Source organism: Salegentibacter sp. T436, from assembly GCF_001932675.1.
GTDB classification, from domain to species: Bacteria; Bacteroidota; Bacteroidia; order Flavobacteriales; family Flavobacteriaceae; genus Salegentibacter; species Salegentibacter agarivorans.
The window spans coordinates 3,848,320-3,872,763 of sequence record NZ_CP012872.1; the positions used below are offsets into that span (position 1 = coordinate 3,848,320).

Below are 24,444 nucleotides of genomic sequence, written 5' to 3' on the forward strand. Positions count from 1 at the left end.
GCTATTTGCGATGAACCGATGTTAGCACCCGTTTTGAATTTCAATTAGCTTAGATGTTAGATCATTTGGAATTAAGTTCAACTTCCTCATTGCTTTAAATAAAGTTTTAAAATTAATTATAGGACTTGTAAATGCATCATTATAAACCTGATGTAAAATTGTCTTACCACGTCGTTCTAAAATCCATCGGGGATATAGTATTTTTGTACCATTCTGAAATTCAACTTCAATTTTTTCATTTTCAGCTGAATCAAAATCATCAAAATATTTTGATATAAATGGTTGAACTGTAGAAATGATATTATCAGCGATCTTCTGTAAATCTTCCTGATCTAGAAATTTTAATTTATATTCTTCCCCAACGTTTAAATTAATATCCCGAATTTGTGGTGTTTTTTCTTTATCAATTAGCGCTGCGTATACAAGAATAGGATCTATTAAATAATTTTCAATACTATATCTATTAATCTTATAAAGACCATCGGAGATTGTATTCCCGTAATCCGCATCTATCAGTCCTTGTACTACATTGACTAATCCCGATGATTTCAACTTTTCTACCCAATTCTGAACAACATCTTTACCTCCGGATTTATTATTGGTAGATGCAGGAATGAAAACCAATGGTATATTCGCATCTATTAAGTTGTCTGAAGTTAATTGGTTGTAAACGAAAGAGTAGAAATTTACATCGTCATTATCTTCTACTAAGAAATATTTTGTTCCTTCACCTACATAAACTAGACCGGAAGTAAGTAATGAAACGGCGTGATTCTTAGAAGGAGATTTTTTAATTCTAGGTTCTGTTCTTGACATCTCATATATCGAATCGTTTGGTGCTAAAATTACCGTAGAAGGAGAATGAGTAGTCATTATTACTTGAACCCCAAATTTGTCTACTAAAACATTTTTTATAACATTTAAAAATTGTTGAGACATTGAGGGATGTAGATGTGCATCTGGCTCATCTAATAATAATAATTTTGGAAATACTTTCTTTTCTTGTGAATTATAAAGATAGAAAACTAAAGCTATGAGAACTTTTTCACCAGATGAAAGATCATTAAAATTTATTTCTTCATTCAAAATTAGATGAGTTAACTTTAATTGAAAGCTATCTCTTATTTTATTATCTGAAGGATCGTTTACATCAAATGGTAGTTTGGATTCTTTAATTATTTCTCTAAGAACAACCCACGGTTTTTCACCTATTAACTTTTTGATATTTTCTTGTGTTTCACCTTCGGCTTGTAGTTCAATTTCTGAAAGGCGATAATTATAAAATACTTCACCAATTTTCTGACTTATTTGGCTTTCTTGTTCATACAAAATTTCTGGAAAATATTCTTCAAATTCTTCTAATGTTACTTGGTTATATTGTTTTCCCGTCTTTCTAATAATTTCTTGACAGGCACTATACATTTTAAGGTTTCCTTCGTTCGGTTGCCTGTAATTTCCACCCTTGAAATTACTATAATGAGCATTCATATGCTGTTGTATAGTTGACAAATTAACGTGGTTGGTATTTTGTAACTGCCATTCACCTTTTAAGTAAGTTACTTCACTTGAATTAATTGGAATTCCTGAAATGGATACTCTTTCGGATGTATTTCTTTTGTTTATAATTGTGTTGTGTATAATATCAAGAAGTTGAGATTTCCCTGATCCGTTGGGACCAGTTAATACTACAAAATTGGGAATATTGATCCATTCAAAATCTGTTAATGATTTATATTTTCCCTGAAATCTTATGTCCATAATTGTTTTTCGCTTGTTTAAAAATGGGTGCTAACTCCTTTTATGACTCACAAAATACATATTTAAAGGACAAATAGACGGGATAAAATGTATTTTATGTATTTATTTCAGAAGAAAATTTGCTCACTCAGAAAACTTTTCAAATATCATCGCTTCCTACCCAACCTTCCCTTGTATATTATTCCTAAAACCTTTGAGGCATCTTTAGAAAACACAAAAGTTTCGGTTCGTTCCTGCCTGGTATCTAATTTGGGATTGAAAAAAGAGAAGTTAGTTACTCCCTTTTTAACCAGAACAACATTCTCATCCTGATTTTCATACTTTCCTAATGCTACTGCTTTCTGATCTTGGTTTTTTTTCAGTGAAAGCAGAGCTTTCTCTAAGCCATTTTCATAAAGTTTTATTACCGATTTATTAGCTGAGATTTTTGCCAGGTTATCAACATTTGAGCGATCTAATGATTTATTTTCCTCTTTAGCCGATTTTATATTTGATTTGAAACTTTCAATTGATTCTTCTTCTTTCGCAATTCTCTCCTGGAATTTGGTTTCTATAAATGAAAGGCTGTCGGCTATGGTAACATCAGACATTTCAATGTCTAAAATATCTATTTTAAGGTCTGTTTTAACTCCATTAGAGGCGTCTTCTAAATAGTTTATAATTAGCAGTTCTTGGCTTCTTGTTTCTGTTCCGCAGGAAAATAGCATTGCGGTAAGGAAATAAATTACTTTTTTCATACGTGAGGATTTAGAATATCTTTTTTAATAAGGTTATTGAGGTATTTTATCTCGGAGAGGCTAAGATTAGAACAGGAAAGTTTTTTTATAATGGAAATGGGGTCTATCTCCTCTCTGATATTTTTAGGAATGGGGTTTGGCGCGTTTAAAATTATTTTTTGAATGCCGCCATTGAATAGAACTCGTACCTTCTGGTTTTCATCCAGTAAATGAATTCCGCATTTGAGGATTTTATCCTCCTGAAATTTATTCACCATTTTTGATATCCGTTTTGACGCGTATTTATCCTGGCCTTCTTCAATTAATTCTACCGCATATTCAACATCATCAGGATGCCTGGCCAGGCTTTTTAATAATAAGATTTCTTCAAAGCTGTAATTTTGCAATCGAAAAGTTTTCATAGGCTAAGTTTAAAAGGTTAAGTCAGCCTTTGATCCTGAAGTTCACGCATAAAAAAAGCGTGGAACTGCAACTTGCTGGTCTCAGAGGTATCGCCAAACACCTTCCCACCAAACAAAAGCAGTCCACGCCGTGACGTGGACGCCTTGCTTTGATAATGGTGGGTAAAAAAATTGGCGATTTTCTAAGACCAAAATCAAAAGCTAAACGCTTAAGAATTTTATTTTATAAAAAATATATTTTTTATTCTATAGATTATATTTTTAGGATTTATAAAATTTAGTTTTTATTATTTATTACTTAGTTTTTAGATCTCCAGATAATTCCCAGAAGATCTCTATCAAAGATAAGAATAGTTTTTTATCAAGCCACGTAATACTTTAATCTATGAGTTATGCGAATATTCATTCCAACAAAGTTGGCAAGTCGTTTTTGGGAGTCATAAATTGAAAATTTGTGGCCACAAATACACATCTTGCAGACCAAAACGCGGAAATTAACATTTCAGTGATTTTGAGATTTGCAAGATGTTCGACATTTTTTTGCAACTAAAAACTTTTCGCATAAAATTTACATTTCATTCTTATAATATCATTTAAGCCGTTATTGCACAAATTGAATAATCTATTCTGTTTCATTTCCAAGCGTGCCGGAAAAAAATAACTTCATTCTGATCTATTCAAATACATTTCCATAAAATATAGAAATTATTCTATATTTTTTATTTTATCTTTTTTAGTTCCTTCTTCATTATTCCGTTCAACTCGGTCATTACCAAAACGTATTTATGAAAAAGCTTATTAAATTCCTCAACCTCCTTAGCTTCAGCCCTTCCCTGGTTCTTTAAATAGTTTAAATAGTTTGTGACTTGATTAATATTCACTCCTACTTTATTGACAGCCCCAGTATATCGAAAGAAATGCTCTATAATATCTTTAGGATTAAAAGCCGTACTGCCTTCGCTCAAAGCCCGACGCCTTAAAAATTCTGAAACTGATAGATTTACAGTATTTGCTTTATCCTTAATTGATTCAAATTCTTCAATACTTACCCTAGCCTTCACGATTTTGCATTTAAAATCTTTTTTAATTTCTGGTTTATAAAGTTTTTTTCTCTTCTTTCTTTGTTCCACCTTTTAAAATTTTCGAATTGCGAGTATTTTTTTTCTCCGGCTAGGTCGGCAAGTCAGTTTTTGTGAACCATAAATTGAAAATTGTGGACACAAATACACATCTTGCAGACCAAAATCCGGAAATTAACGTTTGTGTTTTTCAAAATTTCCCAAATTAATTTGATGCATATTATATTTTTTTTTCCAATGCTATTGTGAAACTAAATTTTTCCGGCTTCTGAAAATAGAAATGAAAATAACTTAATGCTTACTTAAATAATGTTTGGACGAGGGTTCCGTTCCTGTATTTCACGAAATATTTGATCCAAAAATTTTCAATTTACCAAGTTTTACTTTTCAATCATTTCTCAATTTTTAAATTTTTTAAATAGCTGAAAAAGTTATCTTTTTTTCTTTTCAAAAGCATTTTTTTCAAATATTCTTCCATAACCTTGTAAAGACTTGTGGGTTAACCTTATTGTAGTCGTCGCTCAGCTCTTGTGTTTACAGGTCTTAACAGGTTTAAATCACACATAATGACGAAGTTTTAAAAGTAAAATCACACAGATTGACGAAGTCAATCACACAAAATGACGAAGTTCAAAGAATATATCACACATATCTTTTTTTTAGTGTGATTTGATTTCTTTCCTTATATCGCTTTTAATTCTTTCAAAATTACTGCGTTCAATAAGTTGATAATATCTTTTTTTGTTTTTTTACCCGTTGTTAGATCATCGTCCAATCTACCGAATCTTTTATAAGCTGTATATAATTCGTCTGCATAGGCTATAGAATCGCTATATACTTGTGCCCTATCATCTAAATACCGTGGAAAATATTGATTAAGGAAATTATACACGAAGGAGTAATAATCGCTTCTTACTTGTCGGTTTTTCTTTCCAATATGGATGTTTCTATGAATTTTAAAAACGATATCAGTATACTTTCCACCTTCTTTTTTAAGAGTATATTTAAAGAAAACATCCGCCGATTTTTCTAGTTGTTTTTGTGAATCCTCCAAAACTCGAGTTCTTAAGTGGGATATTTGCTTGTATTTATTTTCTATAGACATTAATCTCCTGAATTCTTCAATTTTACAGTCAAATCCTCCCCTATCAGCCCACCTACAGCAAAGTTCATATAAACGTTTAGAATAATAAGAGGTCAGGCTTATAGCGATTGTTTTTTGAAATTTAGTATATCCTCCCCCTGTATAACAGAAGAACCTACTAGCCTGGGAGGGAACCATAAAAGAAATAAATTCTGAATTTCGCTCGTATTTTAAACCACTCACTAGAGACGTTACGTTTGCCTGGATCTTATCAGGTTTTTTACCGTTTGGAATGTTTAATTCAAATTCCACTTGCTTTCCGGCCAAAGATTTTATTGCTGATTTAATGCGTTTATAATTTCGGTTTTTATCTAAGGTTTTCAACTTAATAGTAACTTCAGATTCCACATATTTCTGATTTAAATCCTTACTCATTGATTTTTGAAGTTGACTAAGAATTGTATAAATAATATTTTTCTCCAGATTGGACAGGGTAAATCTAGCTGTGATGATATGATTGGGTTGCTTTATGTATTTTTCTTTCATTACCTCAGAAATCAATTACTATTGCTTAAAAACCTAGTGTTTTAAAACACTACATTTCTACCTTTTGTATTTAATTGATTTCACTTCCGATAAAGCTTTCTGAAATTCTTCTTCAGAAATAAAAATTCTGCGGCCGATCCTTTCAGCCTTGACTTTACCATCAGTAATCCAGTTTCTAACTGTTAGCTCTGCCACTCCGCAATTCTGAGCTAGTTCCTTTACAGAATGTTTTTTTGGTTTACGATTGGCCGCTTGAAGATTATTAATTTTATCCTCCAATCGTTGGAATGCATTAAAAAGGTCTTCCCTGGTGATTCCGTGTACTTGAGTTATTTTTTCCATTACCTTGAGTTTTAAATTCAAGGCTAAATTGTAAAAGAATTAAAGGTATTTGATAGGTAAGGGGTTACAGTAAGGGGTTACTTTTTCGCTTAACTTATTTAAGTCCTTATAATAAGCTATTATGCCAATACTTTTTCTTGAATCTTTCTAATGTCTCTGGATGTTCCTTAGCTAAAAGCTTTTTCACAAATCGAAAATCATTAACATTGTAAGAACCTTTGGGTAATAATGCCTCAGAATTTAAACACTTTATTGAATTTGGAAGATCTATTTTCTTTTGGTAGAATGTATTTTTTGATATTTTCTTCCCATTAGACAAGTAGAAATTCTGTACTAATTTTGGTATATCCTTCTTAGAACAATCCTTTTTAATTTTACAATCCACTAAGATACTATGATAAAGAACCGCTTGCCATACGGTCTCAAAAACTTTATCGTGCTGATTTAAATCAATTTTTTTATAGGAGGAAGTATTAGAGGATTGAATAGGTTCTATAACCTTTCTCTGGTTAGATTTATCCTTGGAGAAATCATTTATTATATAAATATCGAAGATCTCAGGTTTTTCATATTTATATGCCTCTAATATTTTATAAAAATCCAAGTATATAACGGACAACATATATATTAGATCTTTAATAGTTGACTTATTCAATTGATTGCCAATGGTCACTCTCTTTTCTTGAAGTGACATTCCCCCCTTTCTTATCTTCTTCAAAAGTATTTTTAGATCTGGATTTTGAACAGCGTGAATTTCACATTTTTTTTGGACGTCATTAAAATTTAAATTTACACATTCAAAAATTCTATGGAAGATCTCTAAGTGACCTTTTAATTCATTGATTTCAAAAAGAATTCTTGAATCTCTTTTTTTAATTGGCAGATGACCTGTTTTTTGATTAGTAAGCAAATAAATTGAATCCTCATTCGCAATTAGAAAACTTGAAAAGGCATAACTCTTATAATCCTTAAAATTCAACCCTTCGGCCCAGCCCCTTAAATAATGTGCTAAAACGATTTTTATGTGTGATTCTTCTATTACACCATCATATTTATGAATACGAGAAACTGCAAATGTTCTGAATTCCATCAGCGACTATTTTAATTTTCGGAGTGGATTAAATTCTATATTAAAAGTACTGGCAACAGCATCTTTTTTAGCATCATCATCAACCTGATAATATTGGTTTAATGTTTTTAGATCTTTATGGCCGGTAATTTTAGAAATAAGCTTATCGCTTTTACCTTCTCGCTTAAGCATTGTAATAAATGTCCTCCTGGCCGTGTGTGTACTTACTCGTTTATAAAAAGGCATTGTTTGTCGATCAACACTTTTCCCTCTAGTTACGTTTTTTTCGACTTCCCAGGTGTACCCAGCCTCCTCAAAAATATCTTTGATATAATCGTTGTGACGTTGGTTTGTAATGAGCGGCAAATTGTAATTGTATTTCTTTAGAATATATTCCGATAAATCATTCAATGGAATTGTTCTAGCTTCCTTTTCCGCGCCTTTCTCTTCTTTTAGATGTAAGTTACCATCGTAGATATTTTTCTTTGATACAAGGCTTAATTCACCGAATCTTAAACCTGTAACGCAGGAAAAAACGAAAACATCTCGGACACGTTCTAAATATTTTTGTTTTGGTTTAAAATTGTGATCCATTAACTTCTGAAGATCTGATTTTTTCAGCGCTATTTGCTGAGTTACGACCTTTGGAATTTTCTTTATTTTTTTAAATTCTTCATTATAAGTATAGCCGTTTTCTAATGCCCAATGCATAAATGTTTTAAATAGTCCTAAATTCCTGGAATAGGTGTTATTTACGTGCTCCTTAGTTTCCATACAGTAATAGGTAAATTCAGAATGAAACTTACTATTAATGGCATTAAAATTTAATTTATACCCTGTTTCTGATTGAAAAGATTTTAATAGATTCTGAATATTATTATATCTCTTTTCTGTAGATTTTTTCCACTCCTGGTTTTTCTTCTTCTGATCCATAAAAACCTCGAATGCATCGAAGAAAATATTCTTTCCTGTAGGAGATTTTTTAAACTCTTCATCGAAAGCTGTTTTTAAAACCTGGGAAGTGAAATCCTCTTGCATTTCAATACATCGGGAACGAGTATTTTTAAAACAACTTTCATATCTGCCTAACTGTGTTTTTATAGAGCCTCGATTGATTGCTTTATTCTTCCCACGCATTACAGGCATTTTATTCTTTTGATCCCAATGAATAGGAGCAATTTTTTCACCGGTAGAATAAACGAATTTCCTACCTTCCTCTTTAAAGTGACAAGAGAAATAAATTAAGGACTCGCCAGTAGTTTTAGCTTCCTTGAGATAAAAAGTTGAAGTCATATAATTATACTTTTGAAAGAGGTGACAATAAAGGTGACAAAATAGGTGACAATTATACTTATATTTACTTTCAAAAGTAAGTTATATTATGTTATAAAACAAGCTGTAATTAAAGGTTTTAACCACTTATTTGCATAGGATAAATAAACTGGATTATAGTATATTCAATAGCCTCCGACTCCACTTATTACATTCCAAAATGTATCAAAAACCCCGAAATCCTAGGATTTACGGGGTTTTTTGTTTTTAAGAATATCAAAATAACTCAAATAATATCAAAAATTATGTGTGCAATCCGGTGACCAATAACTACGGGGAAAATTGTACACTGAGAGCGTCAAAAACGCCTTTATATCAATTGTTTACAAAATATTAAAGTTTTCCAACCTATCATTTAATAGTGTACATTAATTACTCAATTTAAACTCAAAATTATGGACACTTATCATCACGTATCATTTTACACTAGAAAAAGCCGTAGTAATAAATCATCAGAAAGTGATATTTACCTACGCGTTACAGTCAATTCCAAGCGGTCTGATATGAGTATCGGAAGGAAGGTTGACCCTCGAAAATGGAATGTAAATTCTGAAAAAATGATGGGAAGAAGCCAGGAGGCTCAGGAATTAAATAATTATATGGATGTTTTAAAAAATAAACTAAAACGAATCCAACAAACACTTTTAGAAAAGGATCAAAGAATTACAGCAACAACCTTGATAAGAGAACTTAAAGGAATTGGCAAAAACAAATCTAAAATGACCTTAGAGGTGTTTAAAGAGCACAATGAAAAAATGGATCGTCTTTCAGGAAAAAGTATCTCTAAGAGCACCGCTAAGCGTTATTGGACCTGTTATAACCACCTTGAGCAGTTTCTAAAGGAGGTTTATAAAACCGAGGATTTCCGAATGAAAGATATAGACCACCAGTTTATTACAAGATTTGAATATTTTTTTAAAAACTACAAGAAAGTGTAATCACAACTCGGCCTTGAAATACGTCAACAATTTTAAAAAAATAGTTCGTATAGCACTAGCCAATCAATGGATGGACAGGGATCCTTTTTATAATTATAAGGTTCAATATGAAAGCGTAGATCGGGAATTCCTAAATGAAGATGAAGTGAAAGCCCTGATAGAGAAGGAATTTCATTTTGACCGTTTAAAAATTGCCAGGGATATGTTCGTTTTCAGTTGTCATACCGGTTTAGCTTTTGGTGATTTGGAAAAACTCTCTGAAAAGGATATTATTAAAGGTATTGATGGTGGAAGATGGATAAGAACAAAAAGAAAGAAAACTAAATCTATAACCAGCGTCCCCTTACTCCCAATAGCTGAAGAGATTATTGAACGCTATAAAGATTATCCAAGAGTAAAGGGCAAGGACTTGATTCTTCCGGTTCCACGTAATCAAAACTACAATGCTTTTTTAAAAGAGATTGCTGTGCTTTGTGGAATAAAAAAGACACTTACCACGCACCTGGCTCGTCATACATGCGACTACTGTAACGCTCTCCAATGGAGTGCCTATAGAGTCTGTAAGCAAAATGCTAGGCCATAAGGATCTGAGAACGACCCAACATTACGCAAAAATTGTGGATAGAAAAATTAGTGAGGATATGAAAGAGTTAAGGAAGAAGCTAGAAGAAAAAGCAGCTAAAGATTCAGATAAAAACAACTCTAAGAAGAAAAAATAGTAGGTTGTTTTTTATAATTTTAAGTGAAAAACTTTCACTATTTAATTGAGTCTACTCTTCGTTAAAAAGATCGTATACCTCCCTATTAAGGTCTGGAATATAATTACCCAGGGCCCTCAAGGCTCTTTCCTGAATTTTACCGAAACTTTCTGATTCTAAATCTCCCCCGGCAATATCCCAATTTTCAAAGTAAAGAACCTGTGAGAGGTAAGTGTCATCTTCACCATAGTACATAACTGTAACACGAGTCCCACTAAAAACTAATTGTAGAGAATAAAAAACGTTCTTAAAATAATCTGGAGTATGAACTTCAGGTAAATCCAGGGAAATCATATTTGTTTCCGGGTCATAAGAAAGCCACGTTGGTAAATAAACTTTCCCCAGTTCTAACATTAGAATTCAATTTACAGGGTAATTACTTAAAAATAATATTTTTTACTTTTAAAAAGTTCGCTTTTAAGAGAAGCTTACAATAAATCATTTTACCTAAAAATCACATCTAGAGTGTAATCACCTCTTCTTTGCTGGCAATAAGACACTTTCTTATCTTTATTAATTCAGCATTTCCCCATTTTCATCAAATATCTTGAAACTTTTATAGGATTTAGAAAAGAAATTCTCTTCAGTTTCTGTGAGTAATTCTTCAAAATCATATCCTGGGATTTTAAAATCTTTCGGTATACTTAGCATAATTACATTACTATTTTCTAGTAGAATGTATCGAACATATTTTCTATTGGGATAAGAGATATAGAAGGATATTGCATTATTGTAATTTAATTTCTCAAGTTTTTTAGGCATTTCTTTTAGAACTCTATTCCTAAAATTCGAAAATGACCTATCTCCAGTAAATTTAAGATATAACTGATTCTCTGAATTTGTACTTAAGAGTTTATTTATAAAATCATGTTCTTTAATTCTATTGGTTAAAGAATCTTTTCTAAGTAGAAAGTTTTCTAGAGGAGTAATACTGTCCTCAATTGGCATTGTAAGATCATATATTATTTTGCTATTTTTCTCTTTATCTCGAATTTCCGCCATCCAACAATCTCCGCCATAACTATAAGAATATATATTACCGATAGAGGTATCTAAAATTTCAAATTTTTCAAGTTCATTTATTTCTTCACGTAGAAGGTCTTTAAGTTCTTTATTTGGGTTCTTAAATCTTGATTGTAGAACTGGCGGCATATGCTCTTCTAGTTTTGTAATTCTTTGTTCTATTTCATTCTTTTTAATAGTATCTTTTATGAAATATTGATAATGTTTTAAAGTATTATAAAAATGTAATTTATTGAAAGCATCAACATGCTCATCCTGAATTAAATCTGAAATAGTTTGTTCAAAAAACGCCTGATTTTTTTCATCCAATGCGGAAAAAGCTTTACCTATTTTTGATCCATCCGAAAAGTAATGTTGCTGGTTCTCATTATCGATTCTCAAATTTGACCCCAGTAATAATTTTGGAATATTAAGATTTAGCTTACTCAATTCTTCTATATACGTTTTTCTCGCGTTAGAAGCAATATTACTATTAGCTACCCTTGAAACCTGATCGTTCATCACATTCAAAAATGATTTTATAAAGACACCCCAATTTGGTATTTGGGCTGCCAAACTAGCCATCCTTTTTTGTTGAATAATTGGACCATTATCAAAACTACACGAACCAACGTGCTGGTTGAAACGCATTAATTTCAATGTTTTTTTTTTAGAAATTAACTCCGCAGTGAAAAATTCCAATTCACCGTTAGATTTTTCTTCGTTTTCGGCATATTCTAAAGATAAATTAAGTAATTCCTTAAATTTTGAATCTTCATTAAACAAGCTATCAGCAAAAAATGATCTTTTTTTCTCCCAATCATTTAAGCTTTTTTGGAAAGAAATAAATTCCTGATTTTTAGAGCGCTTTGGTTTATGTGTTTTTACTGCATAATAATTAACTAAGGAATCGATAATATTTTCCTGCCGATTATATAGTGAGTTGTGGTTACTATCAATATTGAAAAATAAATTTTGATTGGGTAAAACAAGAAAGTCTGTATATGAAACCCAGTCAGCATATTTTTCGGGTAAGATGACTTTTGAAAAATGCTTCTTAATCTTAAAACCTCTAATATTTGTTGAATTTAATTTCTTATTTGTGTAGGAAGTATAATAAAACTTAATATTTTCCCTAGACAATGAATCTGTATAATCAATTGTAATGCGATGCTCACTGTTATTTTTTATTTGAAAAGATTTAATTTGTAGTTTTTGTTCGCCATTGGAATATTCTACCCTGTTTTTTAAAACCAGTAGATCTCGATCAATTTGAAGATTTGGGAAATTTTTCAACAAAGAGTCTAATTCTACTTCATTGGTCAAAGCAAGAATAAATTCTTCAGGTTTATTCGTTTTTATTTCAAAATAATCCCCGGTTCCTTGAGGCAGTGATTCTATATTGGATCTGGGACTGTTCTGATACTCGGTTTCCAACGAATCTATAATAATATCCAATACTGGAATGTCTTCTTCAGCTATAATTTCATTTTGAGAAAAACTCTCTTGACTTGAAATTAATAATAGAAGTAGTAAAAATAAATTCCTCATTCGTATGTTTTGTGTATTTATGGCATTGGTCAGGGTTGACAACAGTAGATATTCAGGTTTTGAATTATTTATCTTTTCAATTACCAATTGTTTATTAACCGATGGTACCCTTTGTTTTTTACTTCGACAGCTTATAATTATTCACAAGTACTGAAGCAGAAATATTTAAAATCCGTTCTAATTCTCGAATCACATCTATTGTCAATCTTTTCTTTTTGTTTAAGATCTCCGAAACCCTGCTTTTTCCTCCAATAATTCCAACTAAATCTTTTTGTTTGAGATTCATTTCTTCCATTCTTATTTTAATTGCTTCTATTGGATCTGGAGCTTCTATTGGATAATGTTGATTTTCGTAATTCTCGACTAAAAGTGATAGGATTTCCGCTTCGTCTCCTTCTTTTGAATTTGAGTCAGCATCAAAAATTACTTCTACTCTCTCTAAAGCTTGTTTGTAATCTTTTTCTGTCTTTATAGGTTTTATTTTCATAGTCTTTTGTTTTAAATCGTGGCCGCATTTACTTTTTCATACTCGGCGTGAGTTCCCACAAATCGTATAAACGCCCATTGAAAAATACTCAATAATCTTTTAGAAAACTTACATTTTTATTTTTTTTAAATTGTCGCTTATTCTTTTTCCTTAACTATTTTCACAATACGATTGAACATTATTTCTGACATATTCCAATTATAACCATCAAAATTCACCGTGTTTGTAAATTGAATTACTACCACATCTATATCTTTATGATACTTGGCAATAGTTTGATAGCCTGGTATTAAACCAGTGTGCTCATATCCATAAATGGAAGAATATATCTCTTGTTCTTTTTCATTTCTAAATACGGAACCATCATTTAAGGCTCGAATAAATTTGCTCAAATCTTCTGCCGTCGCCAACATGGAACCTACATTATCCGTTTTTAAATCCTTATCATATCCCACATAGTAACCGCTCATTACATCATCTATGTTTACCTCCTGGATAGAACTAAAAGTATTTTTTAGGTTCAAAGGATCTAAAATTTCTTTTTGAATGTATTCGAATTTATCATATCCAAGCACCCGGTTCATAATTCTTCCTAGTAATAAGTAATTGGTATTGGAATATTCATAATCTTCATTGGGTTTAAAATTGGCAGGTTTATCCAAAACCAAAGCAAGTTGTTCGTCAGTGGTTTCCTTAGGAGCAACCCAATACATATAAGTGTCTGTAAAGTTTGGAATACCACTTCTATGCTGTACTAACATCCGTAAAGTAATTTTATCGGCATATTCTATTCTACCTTTCAATTCTGGTAAATAATCTTCGAGTGTTTTCTCCAATGATAATTTTCCATCATTAACCAGCTTTGCCACAGCTAAGGCATTATACAACTTACTTACGCTAGCAATTTTAAATAATGAATTCGGGTCTGCGGGGGTTTTATTTTCTCTGTTTTTATAGCCCGAAGTATAAAATTCTGATTGATTCCCTTTCTTGTTTACACATACAATTATCCCATCAAATCCGTAATCCTCTGCTTTATTTACCTGTTTTTGAATTGAATCCGGTAATGGAACTATCCAGGCTTGTAATATAGGCCAGGGCACAAAGTACAGGAAAACGATTGTTGCAGCGAACAATATTACTCTAATTATCAAAGTCCTTGTTTTCATTTTCATAGTATTTCAGCACCTGTTAAAAATTAGCCACAAGGCATATGATTGTAGACAAGTTATGGGATTAGGTAGGCGGTTTTTTGCGATTAACAATGTTACTTCTCAGGCAAACTAATTTAGTTATTTTCTTTCTAAGGCTGCCCTTTGAATTGTATTATCGTCATATCCTACAGTTTTTCTAAAAATAGGGAATTCAAATAAAAAGAAATTTAGGTAAACTGTCGCGAGTAATTTAATACCCGTTCTGCCAATTACCCTCCATTTCGCAAAAGCTTCATTTCGTGAAAAGCGCTTCTCTACACAAGTCTTGGACCCCATCGAAGAAATTGCGACTTCCATTACGCTAACCCGATGAAAAATCGGAACGCTCCATTACAATTTTTCGATGAAGTACGCCAGATTCGAATTCAGATCATACTCTTTCTTTCTCAATAAAGTGGTGGTGTTTCCTGATCCATATGCAAACATTATCCTTACGCCCCTCCCCTTTTTAAGATGTAAATAACAACATCCTTTCCCGGACAGCGGCATAAAGCCGCTGCGGCTTCGCCCACTCTTTTTATACGCTTTACCAGGCCAGGATGTTATAAAATAAATGCATCAAAAAAGTTAATGTAACGACGCTATAGGGAGTAAATCTACAAGTAAAATATAGTGTCAATCCCAAAACCTAAGAGTTAGATCGAGTTTGAGTTTAAAATAAAAAATAAAATGCTCTGGATATAATAAGTAAATTGACAATATGAAACTATCTGCCAATTTTGGTACCATTATCAATAAATTTTTCTATTAAATTATACGTGAACGGAAGCTGGAATTCCAATCGTGAAAAAATATCCGCCGAAATGCTTCTTCTGCTAAAGGGTACGACTTTTACATACTCCTGAATTTCTCCTTCAGACCGGCCGTATTTATACTCATAAGGAAAATCTCCTTTTTCATTAGTTATAATATTTGGATTATCCTGGTTGGGGACACTAATGTAAAATTCACTGTTGTTTATATTACCGTTTTCATTGAAAAGCTTTTCCTCCTTCAAATGCTGAAATAATTCTAGGGCAGTATTTACTGCAGGATCAATAAGATCGATATCTTTAGTCATAAACCGACGGTAACGGAGACTCCCATCATCTTCACGGTAGTTATATAATTCGTTTAGTACACGATCGATTTCCCTTGTTAAATAAGGATAATGAGTACAGCCCAGAATAATAGATTTTAAAGGTTGTTGAACATTTGCCTTTCTAATCTTTTCCATTAAAGAAACAAGGTGATAGCGCACATAATTTTCAGCATCGTTAATTTGCAGAATATTACAATCATCGCTGGCCTGGGTATCACAAAGCATCTTGAAATCGTCATAGTCAAAATTATAAATATCCATAAGAGCCTTATCTATTTTTAAATTCCCCTTAAGATCGGGCCCTTTATAGCTTTCACGTGGCTCGGTTAGTTCTTTATCGAAATAATCGGAATCTTCATCTACTGCCTCTGCGATTCCAACTCCTCCTTGCTGAAAGACTTCAATATTTCCGGTGTAGCCCAGTTTGTCTTTTTGTTCGTAAAGGGTGTTTACATAGCCCTTGGAGGAAACTGTTCCAGCCGTGGCCATTACAGCTATGGTAGCGTCTTCATCGTGCTCCAGTTTTTCCAGAGATCCTCTTACCCCGGCATCAATAACTCCAATTACTTTTATATCTAACTCCGCCAATTTCATAAAAGCTTCAATATTCTCTTTTCCATAGGCCGTAGCCGTATTGCAGGCAATAACTAGCGCCTTAATAGGAGATTTGTCGGTGCTGAATGTTTGGGATTCCGGTGAGGTATAATATTTGTTTCCAAGGATGAACTGTACATCTTTAAGAATATGCTCTAGTAATAGCGCATCTTTATTTTCTGCAGAATAATTTCCATAAGGCATATTGGCCTGATCGGCCAGGTAAATGAATTCTTCTTTTTTAAAGTCGATTTCACCATCGGCACCTGCAGCAAGAGATTCATTGTTGAAGCCATCAAAATTAACAATGGCATCAAGCACCGTTAACCCACCAATTCCGGAATCAAATACGCCTATTGGAAGGCTTTTTTCCCCTTCAGGATAATCCTTGGTATTGATGTAATAAAAGCTATCCTTATCATTTAAGATGCTCTTTGTGATGGCTTCTTGGGCCCAAAGGAGGCTGGGCAGGAATAGAAATATTATGAATAATGATTTGTATGATCTCATGATTCTAAGGTTTTGTGGTTTGTGGGGTGATAAGTTTTCCGGCAGCAGCTCCTGTGAGTTTATTATCTTCCAGGCTTATCTGTCCGTTTATGATGACGGTTTCAATTCCCTGGGGATATTGATGAGGTTCTTCAAAAGTGGCCATATCTTTAATTTTTTTAGGATCAAAGATTACCAGATCAGCTATACAGCCTTCCATTATTCTGCCCCGGTCATTGAGTCCAAGGAGATCAGCCGGCATCGAAGTCATTTTTTTTATAGCTTCGGAAAGACCTAGCACTTTTTTCTCTCTTGCATATACACCGAGAACCCTGGGAAAGGTCCCGTAAGAACGGGGATGTGGATGATTTACGCCCGGTTCGGATAATTTCCCGTCTGAAGCTATCATGGTTGTAGAGTGTTTCATGATCCGGTTTACATCATCTTCGTGCATAACATGATAGATCATTTGCGCTCCACCGTTTTTTTGGGCCTCAATGATTAGGTTTACAGCATTGGCGGGAGTAGGCTCGAGCTTTTCCATTTCCAGCCAATCTACCATGGTTTTTCCCTGCAATTCCGGTTTCCAGCCGAACTTTCTGAATTGTAGACGTTCTAATTCGTCTCCAACCCTCACGTGGATTATATTATAAAGAATTCCTTTCTCTATACTGTCTCTTAATTTCTTATCCTGAAGTCGTTCCTTAAATTTTTCACTTCCCCCTGCGCGTGCCCAGGAAGGGATTAAAGCCGATATTCCTGTAGAACTGGCTGTATATGGATATTGATCTAATCTCACATCTAAACCGGCTGCATTGGCAGAATCCACCATTTTCAGCGTTTTTTCACTTGCGCCCCACATCCCGGCCCCCAGGGCTTTATGGTGACTGAGTACTACCGTGATATTGGCCTTTTCAGCTATTTCAATAGTTTCTGAGACAGCTTCGATCAAGCCTAGGCTTTCATCGCGAATATGGGAGGAATAAAAACCTCCATGTTTTGCTGCAACTTTGGCCAGGGCAATTACCTCTTCGGTTTCAGAATATGTCCCTGGCACATAGGTTAGCCCGGTACTTAGACCAAAGGCGCCGTGATTCATGGCTTGAGCTACCAGTTCCTGCATTAGCAATAATTCTTCTTCGCTTGGGTTACGGTTCTCTGTGCCCAAAACCCTCTCGCGAACCGAATTATGACCTACCTGGTAACCCACATTAACCCCTAACTTCAGCTCGCTTACTTTGTCAAGATAGCCGGGGAAATCATCGGGGCCGCCTCCGTCTGCCCCGCCAATGAGAAGACTTACTCCCTGGCGCATGGCACTTTCTGCAGTAGGTAGCTCTCTAATGTTTTCTATATGAGCATGGGTATCAATAAAACCTGGAGCCACAGCCTTATATTTTGCCTCAATATTTTTACTCGCTGTTTTATCTTTGAGGTCTCCCAACTTTACAATTTCATCCTGGTTTATTGCGATATCCTGTACCCTTGGTTCATCTCCTAATCCATTATAAATAGTGGCATTCCTTATAATAAGGTCATAATCCTGCGCATTAATATACTGTCCAAGGAGGAGCAGGAAGCTGAGTGGAATCATTAATTTGAATTTCATATTGCTCAGTTCTATATGTTAGTTTGAGTTTGTAATAAAAGAACTTAGGTCCTTTGCCAGATTTGCCTTTCGGGGCTCATCTATTTCCAGGTATTCCTTTTCCAGATCTGCTAAAGCCTCAAGAGAGATCTCGGCTTCGTCTGCAATACTTTCATACCAGGAATACAGGTTTTCTTTATTTAAATTACAGATTTCTTTTTGTAAAAGATGTTCTATTTTCTGTTTAGGCACCTCCAGAGTTTGACCCTTTAAATAACCTTCAACCTGCTTCCGGATATCTTTTAGGTAAGCGGTATTATACCTGTTATTTAATACAACGATCAAACTCTTATCATCGATATATCTTTTAATAGAAGTGAGGTTTCCTGCCCAACTCCCGGTGTGATAAACTACCTTCCCCAGACTATCATCATTATAAATATGCCATCCAAATCCGTAATCGGAGCTGTCTTTTTCTGGCTTATAAACCTGGAAGATTTTCTGCTTACTTTTTTCGCTGAATATTGCATTGGTATTTAATATACTATCCCATTTAACAAGATCATTTATACTTGAAGATAATCTGCCCGGGCCTAATCTGCCGCTTAAAAAGGTATAGTAATATTTCCCCGGAAGATTCTCCGGCTTGGTATATGCACAGGTTTTAAGGTCCAGCATATACGCGGGAGCATAATTTTTCATTTTCCAGATCGTGTCTCGTTCATAAAAGGCACTCGATCTCATATCTGCAGGTTGAAAGATGTTTTTATGTAGAAATTCATCTAGTTGTTCTCCACTAACTCTCGCAATTATTTCTGCCAATACAACATATCCCGAATTGGAATAGCTATATTTCTCCCCTGGAACGCTTTCCAGATCTGGCTTTTCAGTTTTAAAATAGGAAATTATGTCTTTATTGTATGCAACCTTAGTAGTGTCCCAATTTTTTCTAAAATGGCTGGCATAATTTACCAGGCCTGAAGTATGAGTTAAAAGATGTTTTATGGTAATTTCAGAGTAGGGAAAATCATCTAAATAAGTCTGAACATTATCTTCAATATTTAATTTACTCTGTTGTTCTAATAAAACTATAGCTGCTGCTGTAAATTGTTTGGAAACGGAGGCTACCTCCATAGGAGTATTAGCTTTAAAATCCTTATCAAACTGGAAATTTGCTTTACCGTATCCTTTTTTCAACAGAATTTTGCCATTCTTCTTTACAGCCACAGCACCACTAAACATGTCTTTTTCCTCAAGTTCCCGAAAAAATCCATCCAACGTCTTGTCAGTAGTAATTTCATTTGAATTCTGTGAAACGGACTCTGGTTTGGTTCCACACGAGAGATTCCCTAACAAGCCTAAAAGAAGGATGAAAGATAATAGGTTTCTAGTCATTATTGAAATCCTTGATTAATAATTAAAAATCTAAATGCGGAAAAACATGATGCCCTCCCGCGATTTAGATTAAAATACCTATTGAATTATGGCTAATTCATTAGAAACCGGGATTTTGTGGCCCTATCTGTGGATTGGCATTTAATTCGCTTAATGGAATTGGTAATATGAATTTCTCATTGGGATATGAAGCTTCAATTACCTGTCCTTCCCCCTGATCTATACTCACTCCTTTTTTATTCCTGTTTAAATCAAATAGTCTATGACCTTCAAAGGCCAGTTCCTTTCTTCTTTCTAATAGGATTCTATCAACTAATTCATTCCCGACTTCTGAGACCTCCTCAGCACCAGGATTTGCTCTGTTTATCACTTCCTGTAAATCTTGTTGAGCAAGCTCGTTTTGTCCGGTCTTCGCATAAGCTTCAGCTCTTATTAAATACTGCTCTGCTAGTCTTAAAATTTTAATATTATCATCATGCAAAGTCCCATTAGGGAACTTATTCACGAAATAAGCTTCCTCTTCTGCTCCCGGTTTAGAACCTTCTAAAATGGCAAGCAAGCGAACATCACTTTCATCATAAGTAGCAACAAGATCCTCTGTTACCAAGGCATCTGCATATCCAGTCACGTCAAAAAAGTGTCCCAAACCATTGGTCCCAGCATTATCTGCTATAGTATTGATAACTTCCATAAGGGTTTCTTCATTGAAATCCACCGACCATAGATCCATATACCTTTCATTTGGAATAAGTGAAAAAACACTACTTTCAATAACATTTGTACTATAAGTTATGGCCTGCTCGTTTTCTTCTTCATATAAGGCCACTCTTGCCGCTAAGGCGTATGCCGCATTCACGGAAAACCTGCCGTCCTGATTGGCTTCTGTCATTAATGAAACCGCTGTACTGAGATCTGAGTTTATATGTTGATAAACTTCATTTACCGAATTTCTAGATGGGGAAACTTCATTTTCATTAATTTCGGTGATTAGGGGTATACCAGGGTGGCTAGCATCTGCAGTAAAATTATAAGGTTGTGCAAATAAACGTACGAGGTCAAAATGAGCCAAACTTCTTAAAGCGTAAGCTTCTCCAAGTAATTGTTTTATTTGAGCTTCCTGACCGGGAAATTGCTCCAGTAAATTTTCGCCTCCCTCAATTACCCGTGTAGCATTTACCGCCACTTCATATATTGAATTCCAGGCACTTTCTACATAAGAATCCTCTTCACTTACAACGAAATTATTGAAATCAAGATATCTCCCCGTATTTCTCAAACTTAGGTAAAGATTATCAGCCATAAGTTCAGGCATAACATATACATTCCTTCCATAATACCCATTGCTTTGTAAATTACTATATACCCCATTTACCGCAGTTTGAAGCGTATTAATGTCTATTACTGCATTTTCTGCAGCTACATTTTGTTCCGGATCTATTTCAAGGAAATCCTCGCTACAAGAGATAGATAAAAAAGTCCAGAAACTAACTAATATAAATTTTATAATTTTTTTCATTGTGCTTATTTTTAAAATGAAAGATCTAATCCAACTAAAAGCTGTCTTGAAATAGGAATTCTGAGATCAGATTGACCTGTAATTCCAACTTCTGGATCCATTTCTATTTTATCGTCTTTCACCCAGGTCAAAAGATTATTCCCTTTCAGATATAACCGCAGATTATTTACTCTTATACGTTCTATAAAATTTTCAGGCAGATTATAAGATAGGGTGACATCCCGTAATCTTAAATAAGTACCATCATACAGAAATCTTGTGGAGTGTTGGCTTGAAAGTCCTGATTGAGAATTACCCCAAACCACTTTAGGTACATCAGTGATATCACCAGGGTTTTGCCATCTGTTCTCATAGATGTTTTGTGTCATATTGCCTCTGTCATTAAGCCTTGCACTCCCGTCACTGTTTGTATACCTACCCCAATAATCATAAACTTTATTTCCATAGTTTAGGTAAAGCATGAAAGAAAAGCTTAAGTTCTTATAAGTTAACGTATTCGTTAATCCAGAATAAAAATCAGGCAATGCGCTACCTTGTTTATAAGGTTCCGCTTCGCTATACTGATTGGTAGTATTAGTTTCACTGCCATCGGTATACCATAAAGCATCCCCATTTTCAGGATCTGCTCCTGCAAAGCCCGGCATAAAGAAAGTATAAAAGTCTTCTCCTACTTCTCTTTTGTAATATCCATCAACTATTGCTTCGTCATCCTGCAATTTTGTGATTTCATTTTCGTTAGAAGTAAAATTGAAATTACTAGTCCACGTAAACCCATCAGGATTATCAATATTTACAGTATTAAGTGCAAACTCCCAACCCGAGTTTTTCATTTCACCAATGTTTGCTAAAAAATTTGTTATCCCGTTTGTAGCAGATATAGGAACTCGAAATAAAAGATCTGTGGTTGTCCTATTATAATATTCAATAGTTCCTTTTATACGATGATTAAAATTAAAGTCCACTCCCACATTGAAGGGTTTATTCTTTTCCCAGGTTAAACCAGGATTTGATTGTTGACTATATACATATCCTGGTTGACCATTATAATCGGCTCCTGTGGAATATAAACCCCTCGAGGCAAAATCCCCAATTTCCTGGTTACCATTGACTCCATAACTGGAGCGCAATTTTAATTCTTTTACAACTTCTGCATTCTCCAAGAAATCTTCGGCAGCAATATTCCAGGCCCCTCCCACAGACCAAAAATTAGCATACCTAACATCAGAACCAAAACGCGAAGAACCATCTCTACGGCCGGTAGCATTCAAATAATATTTATTTCCAAATGCATAACTGGCATTAATAAAATAAGAGGAAATCGAAGATGCTGTTCTACTATTTGTAGCATTGAGAAAAACAGACGCATTGTCTAAAGTTGTCAAGCCAGGTGCTCCATAATTACTAACGTAGGCATAAACAGAACTTCTTTCAATTTTCTGAGCCTCTTGTCCTAAAGTAAAATCCAGATTATTATCATCGTTAATTCTCCAGTTGTACTTTAATAGGTTAGTGATATTATAATTAATTATTTTATTGTTATAGGCTCGCCCCCTACCACCGTCATTTCTACCCTCTCCAAAAACAGGATTATCAAAACGAAATTCATCCGCTAAATTGAAATCAACATTTCCTTTTGTTTGAAAACTAAAGTTTTCTGTAAAATCATAAGTTAAACTAAGATTACCCAGGATTCCATAAATTTTGGTTTCACGGATATTTTCTTCTACGAGTCCCACTGGATTATAAGTAAGGAGAATATCAGTATTATAACTTCCATCCTCATTATAGACCGGTTCCCAAGGCACCACCCTAGCCAATGCCCTTACTGGATTATGAGCACTTCCAGCATCGCTATTGGTATTTAATTTCTGATTATTTGCAGCAACCCCAAAATCAATTTTAAGCTTATCGGTTGCCTGATGATTTACATTTAATCTAGCATTCAGTTTATTATAGCCAATTCCTATAATCACTCCTTCCTGCTCATAAAGGCCTAAGGATGCGAAAAATTGTGTTTTATCTGAACCGCCATTCGCGCTAATATTATACTGCTCATAATTTCCGGTTCGGGTAATTACATCTACCCAGTCTGTATCAATTGTTCGATCAACATTACTATATATATAATCTTCTGCCTCTTGTGGCGTATCACCAGCATTTACCCTACTTTCAATGAGTAATTCAAGATGCTGATCGGTATTGAGCGGTTTATTACGATCCGGTAGGAGCATTTGACTAACTCCGCGCTGAGCACTAACATCAAAGGTTGTTTTTCCTTCCTTTCCCTGCTTTGTAGTAATAAGAATAACCCCGTTTGCACCTCTTGATCCATAGATGGAGGTGGCAGACGCATCTTTTAAGACCGTTATGTTTTCAATATCTTTGGGGTTAATTCCAGCAATAGTATTGGAACTGGTAGCAATTTGAGAGATATTACCTGAAATCACAGGAATCCCATCTATAACATATAAGGGATCAGAACTTGCGTTAATAGAGCCAATTCCCCTAATCCTAATATTTGGAGCCGCACCTGGTTGACCGCTCTCGGTTGACATTTGCAAACCGGCTACATTACCTTGAAGGCTTTCTTGAAATGAAGCCAATGGAGATTCGTCAATTTTACTAACATCTACATCAACTGCAGCTCCTGTAAATGATGCCCGACTTTGCTTTCCATATGCAACTACTAATACCTCACTTAACTGATCAGCATCTTGCAACATTACTACTTCTATCGGGGAGTCCAGATCAGTGATTCGGTAGGTGAGTGATTCCATTCCCACATAACTAAATTCCAACACATCCCCTTCCTCGGCTTCGATGCTAAAAACGCCATCAAAATCAGTTTGCGTTCCTGTATTGGTATTTTGAATTATTACATTTACGCCCGGCAAAGGAAGCCCATTGTCATCCAGAACCTTTCCTTCCACTACCTGCTGAAAATCATCAGGATCTAAAATACTCTGCGAGGTTAATGACCGATCTGAGGGATGGTCTGTTATATATTCTGAAGCCTCTGAAAAATCATCTTTATATAGGACGATATTATTATTAATTATCCTAAAATTAATATTCGTTGATTTTAAAATTTGGGACATTACTTCCTGAACATTCTCACTGGAAAAACTGATATTAATTTTCACTTTCTCATTTACTAACTTATTGTTATAGAAAAAATTATAATCGGTTTGTTCTTCAAGATCATACAGGATAGCTCTCAATTCTGTATCCTGATAATTTAATTCAATGTTTTGACCGTATACCGTTAAGCTAGAAGCTGATATTTTTACAATCGTGAGACATAATATTAAGGAATAGATCTTCATAATTCTGATTAACTTTTTAGAAAAATCATCGGTGTCACGAATAGGCAGAGGGCCATTCAACTTTTTTTTCATAGTTTTGAAGGTTTAGTTATTATTCTGGTTCATTCAAAAAGAAACAATGCTAAACAGTAAGGGGAGTGTTGCCGCACTTCCCTTA

Annotated in this window: 19 protein-coding genes; 2 read left to right on the forward strand and 17 right to left on the reverse strand. The window is 34.1% G+C overall.

Going from position 1 to position 24,444, the window contains the following annotated elements; all coding sequences use genetic code 11:
• Positions 1 to 21: 21 nt before the first annotated feature.
• From AO058_RS17220 to AO058_RS17255, 8 genes are all read right to left on the reverse strand, one after another.
• Positions 22 to 1,758, reverse strand: a complete 1,737-nt coding sequence (locus tag AO058_RS17220; RefSeq protein ID WP_075327658.1) for an AAA family ATPase — start codon at positions 1,756 to 1,758, stop codon at positions 22 to 24.
• 146 nt (positions 1,759 to 1,904) lie between these two features.
• Positions 1,905 to 2,495 (reverse strand): hypothetical protein, encoded by a 591-nt coding sequence (locus tag AO058_RS17225; RefSeq protein WP_075327659.1) that lies wholly within the window; start codon positions 2,493 to 2,495, stop codon positions 1,905 to 1,907.
• Complete coding sequence (locus tag AO058_RS17230; protein ID WP_075327660.1) at positions 2,492 to 2,896, reverse strand: hypothetical protein; 405 nt, start codon at positions 2,894 to 2,896, stop codon at positions 2,492 to 2,494. Before AO058_RS17230 ends, AO058_RS17225 begins: the two co-directional genes overlap by 4 nt.
• Before the next feature lie 719 nt (positions 2,897 to 3,615).
• Complete coding sequence (locus tag AO058_RS17235; protein ID WP_075327661.1) at positions 3,616 to 4,026, reverse strand: plasmid mobilization protein; 411 nt, start codon at positions 4,024 to 4,026, stop codon at positions 3,616 to 3,618.
• Between the two features lie 631 nt (positions 4,027 to 4,657).
• A complete protein-coding gene (locus AO058_RS17240) occupies positions 4,658 to 5,605 on the reverse strand; it encodes a replication initiation protein (RefSeq protein ID WP_075327662.1) in 948 nt (315 codons plus the stop codon).
• A 57-nt stretch (positions 5,606 to 5,662) separates the two neighbouring features.
• The gene (locus AO058_RS17245; protein WP_075327663.1) at positions 5,663 to 5,947 is read right to left on the reverse strand and encodes a helix-turn-helix domain-containing protein; all 285 of its coding nucleotides are present in this window, start codon (positions 5,945 to 5,947) and stop codon (positions 5,663 to 5,665) included.
• A gap of 106 nt (positions 5,948 to 6,053) precedes the next feature.
• Positions 6,054 to 7,037, reverse strand: a complete 984-nt coding sequence (locus tag AO058_RS17250; protein ID WP_075327664.1) for a hypothetical protein — start codon at positions 7,035 to 7,037, stop codon at positions 6,054 to 6,056.
• A gap of 6 nt (positions 7,038 to 7,043) precedes the next feature.
• Entirely contained in the window at positions 7,044 to 8,309 is a 1,266-nt protein-coding gene (locus AO058_RS17255) for a site-specific integrase (RefSeq protein WP_075327665.1), read from the reverse strand.
• A gap of 434 nt (positions 8,310 to 8,743) precedes the next feature.
• On the opposite strand from AO058_RS17255, the gene AO058_RS18815 reads away from it, so the two are divergent.
• Together AO058_RS18815 and AO058_RS18820 are read left to right on the forward strand one after the other, a co-directional pair.
• The gene (locus tag AO058_RS18815; RefSeq protein ID WP_250637706.1) at positions 8,744 to 9,286 is read left to right on the forward strand and encodes a phage integrase SAM-like domain-containing protein; all 543 of its coding nucleotides are present in this window, start codon (positions 8,744 to 8,746) and stop codon (positions 9,284 to 9,286) included.
• Complete coding sequence (locus AO058_RS18820; protein WP_335740072.1) at positions 9,252 to 9,869, forward strand: site-specific integrase; 618 nt, start codon at positions 9,252 to 9,254, stop codon at positions 9,867 to 9,869. The genes AO058_RS18815 and AO058_RS18820 overlap by 35 nt, the downstream gene beginning before the upstream one ends.
• A gap of 187 nt (positions 9,870 to 10,056) precedes the next feature.
• Here AO058_RS18820 and AO058_RS17265 read toward each other — a convergent pair whose 3' ends face one another.
• The 9 genes from AO058_RS17265 to AO058_RS17310 all read right to left on the reverse strand — a co-directional run bounded on the left by AO058_RS17265 (position 10,057) and on the right by AO058_RS17310 (position 24,359).
• On the reverse strand, positions 10,057 to 10,398 hold the full coding sequence (locus AO058_RS17265) for a hypothetical protein (RefSeq protein ID WP_075327666.1): 342 nt from the start codon (positions 10,396 to 10,398) through the stop codon (positions 10,057 to 10,059).
• A gap of 159 nt (positions 10,399 to 10,557) precedes the next feature.
• Positions 10,558 to 12,597, reverse strand: a complete 2,040-nt coding sequence (locus AO058_RS17270; protein WP_075327667.1) for a hypothetical protein — start codon at positions 12,595 to 12,597, stop codon at positions 10,558 to 10,560.
• A 118-nt stretch (positions 12,598 to 12,715) separates the two neighbouring features.
• Positions 12,716 to 13,084, reverse strand: coding sequence for a helix-turn-helix domain-containing protein (locus tag AO058_RS17275; protein WP_075327668.1), 369 nt, complete (start codon positions 13,082 to 13,084; stop codon positions 12,716 to 12,718).
• A gap of 137 nt (positions 13,085 to 13,221) precedes the next feature.
• A complete protein-coding gene (locus AO058_RS17280; RefSeq protein WP_075327669.1) occupies positions 13,222 to 14,259 on the reverse strand; it encodes a serine hydrolase domain-containing protein in 1,038 nt (345 codons plus the stop codon).
• A gap of 745 nt (positions 14,260 to 15,004) precedes the next feature.
• Positions 15,005 to 16,483 carry a glutamate racemase gene (locus AO058_RS17290; RefSeq protein ID WP_075327671.1) on the reverse strand — a complete coding sequence of 493 codons (1,479 nt, stop codon included), beginning with the start codon at positions 16,481 to 16,483 and terminating at the stop codon, positions 15,005 to 15,007.
• A 4-nt stretch (positions 16,484 to 16,487) separates the two neighbouring features.
• Positions 16,488 to 18,056 (reverse strand): N-acyl-D-amino-acid deacylase family protein, encoded by a 1,569-nt coding sequence (locus tag AO058_RS17295; RefSeq protein ID WP_198036119.1) that lies wholly within the window; start codon positions 18,054 to 18,056, stop codon positions 16,488 to 16,490.
• 33 nt (positions 18,057 to 18,089) lie between these two features.
• Positions 18,090 to 19,445 carry a serine hydrolase domain-containing protein gene (locus tag AO058_RS17300; protein WP_075327673.1) on the reverse strand — a complete coding sequence of 452 codons (1,356 nt, stop codon included), beginning with the start codon at positions 19,443 to 19,445 and terminating at the stop codon, positions 18,090 to 18,092.
• A gap of 100 nt (positions 19,446 to 19,545) precedes the next feature.
• The gene (locus AO058_RS17305) at positions 19,546 to 20,961 is read right to left on the reverse strand and encodes a RagB/SusD family nutrient uptake outer membrane protein (RefSeq protein WP_075327674.1); all 1,416 of its coding nucleotides are present in this window, start codon (positions 20,959 to 20,961) and stop codon (positions 19,546 to 19,548) included.
• Positions 20,962 to 20,972: 11 nt separating this feature from the next.
• On the reverse strand, positions 20,973 to 24,359 hold the full coding sequence (locus tag AO058_RS17310) for a SusC/RagA family TonB-linked outer membrane protein (protein WP_075327675.1): 3,387 nt from the start codon (positions 24,357 to 24,359) through the stop codon (positions 20,973 to 20,975).
• Positions 24,360 to 24,444: the final 85 nt, after the last annotated feature.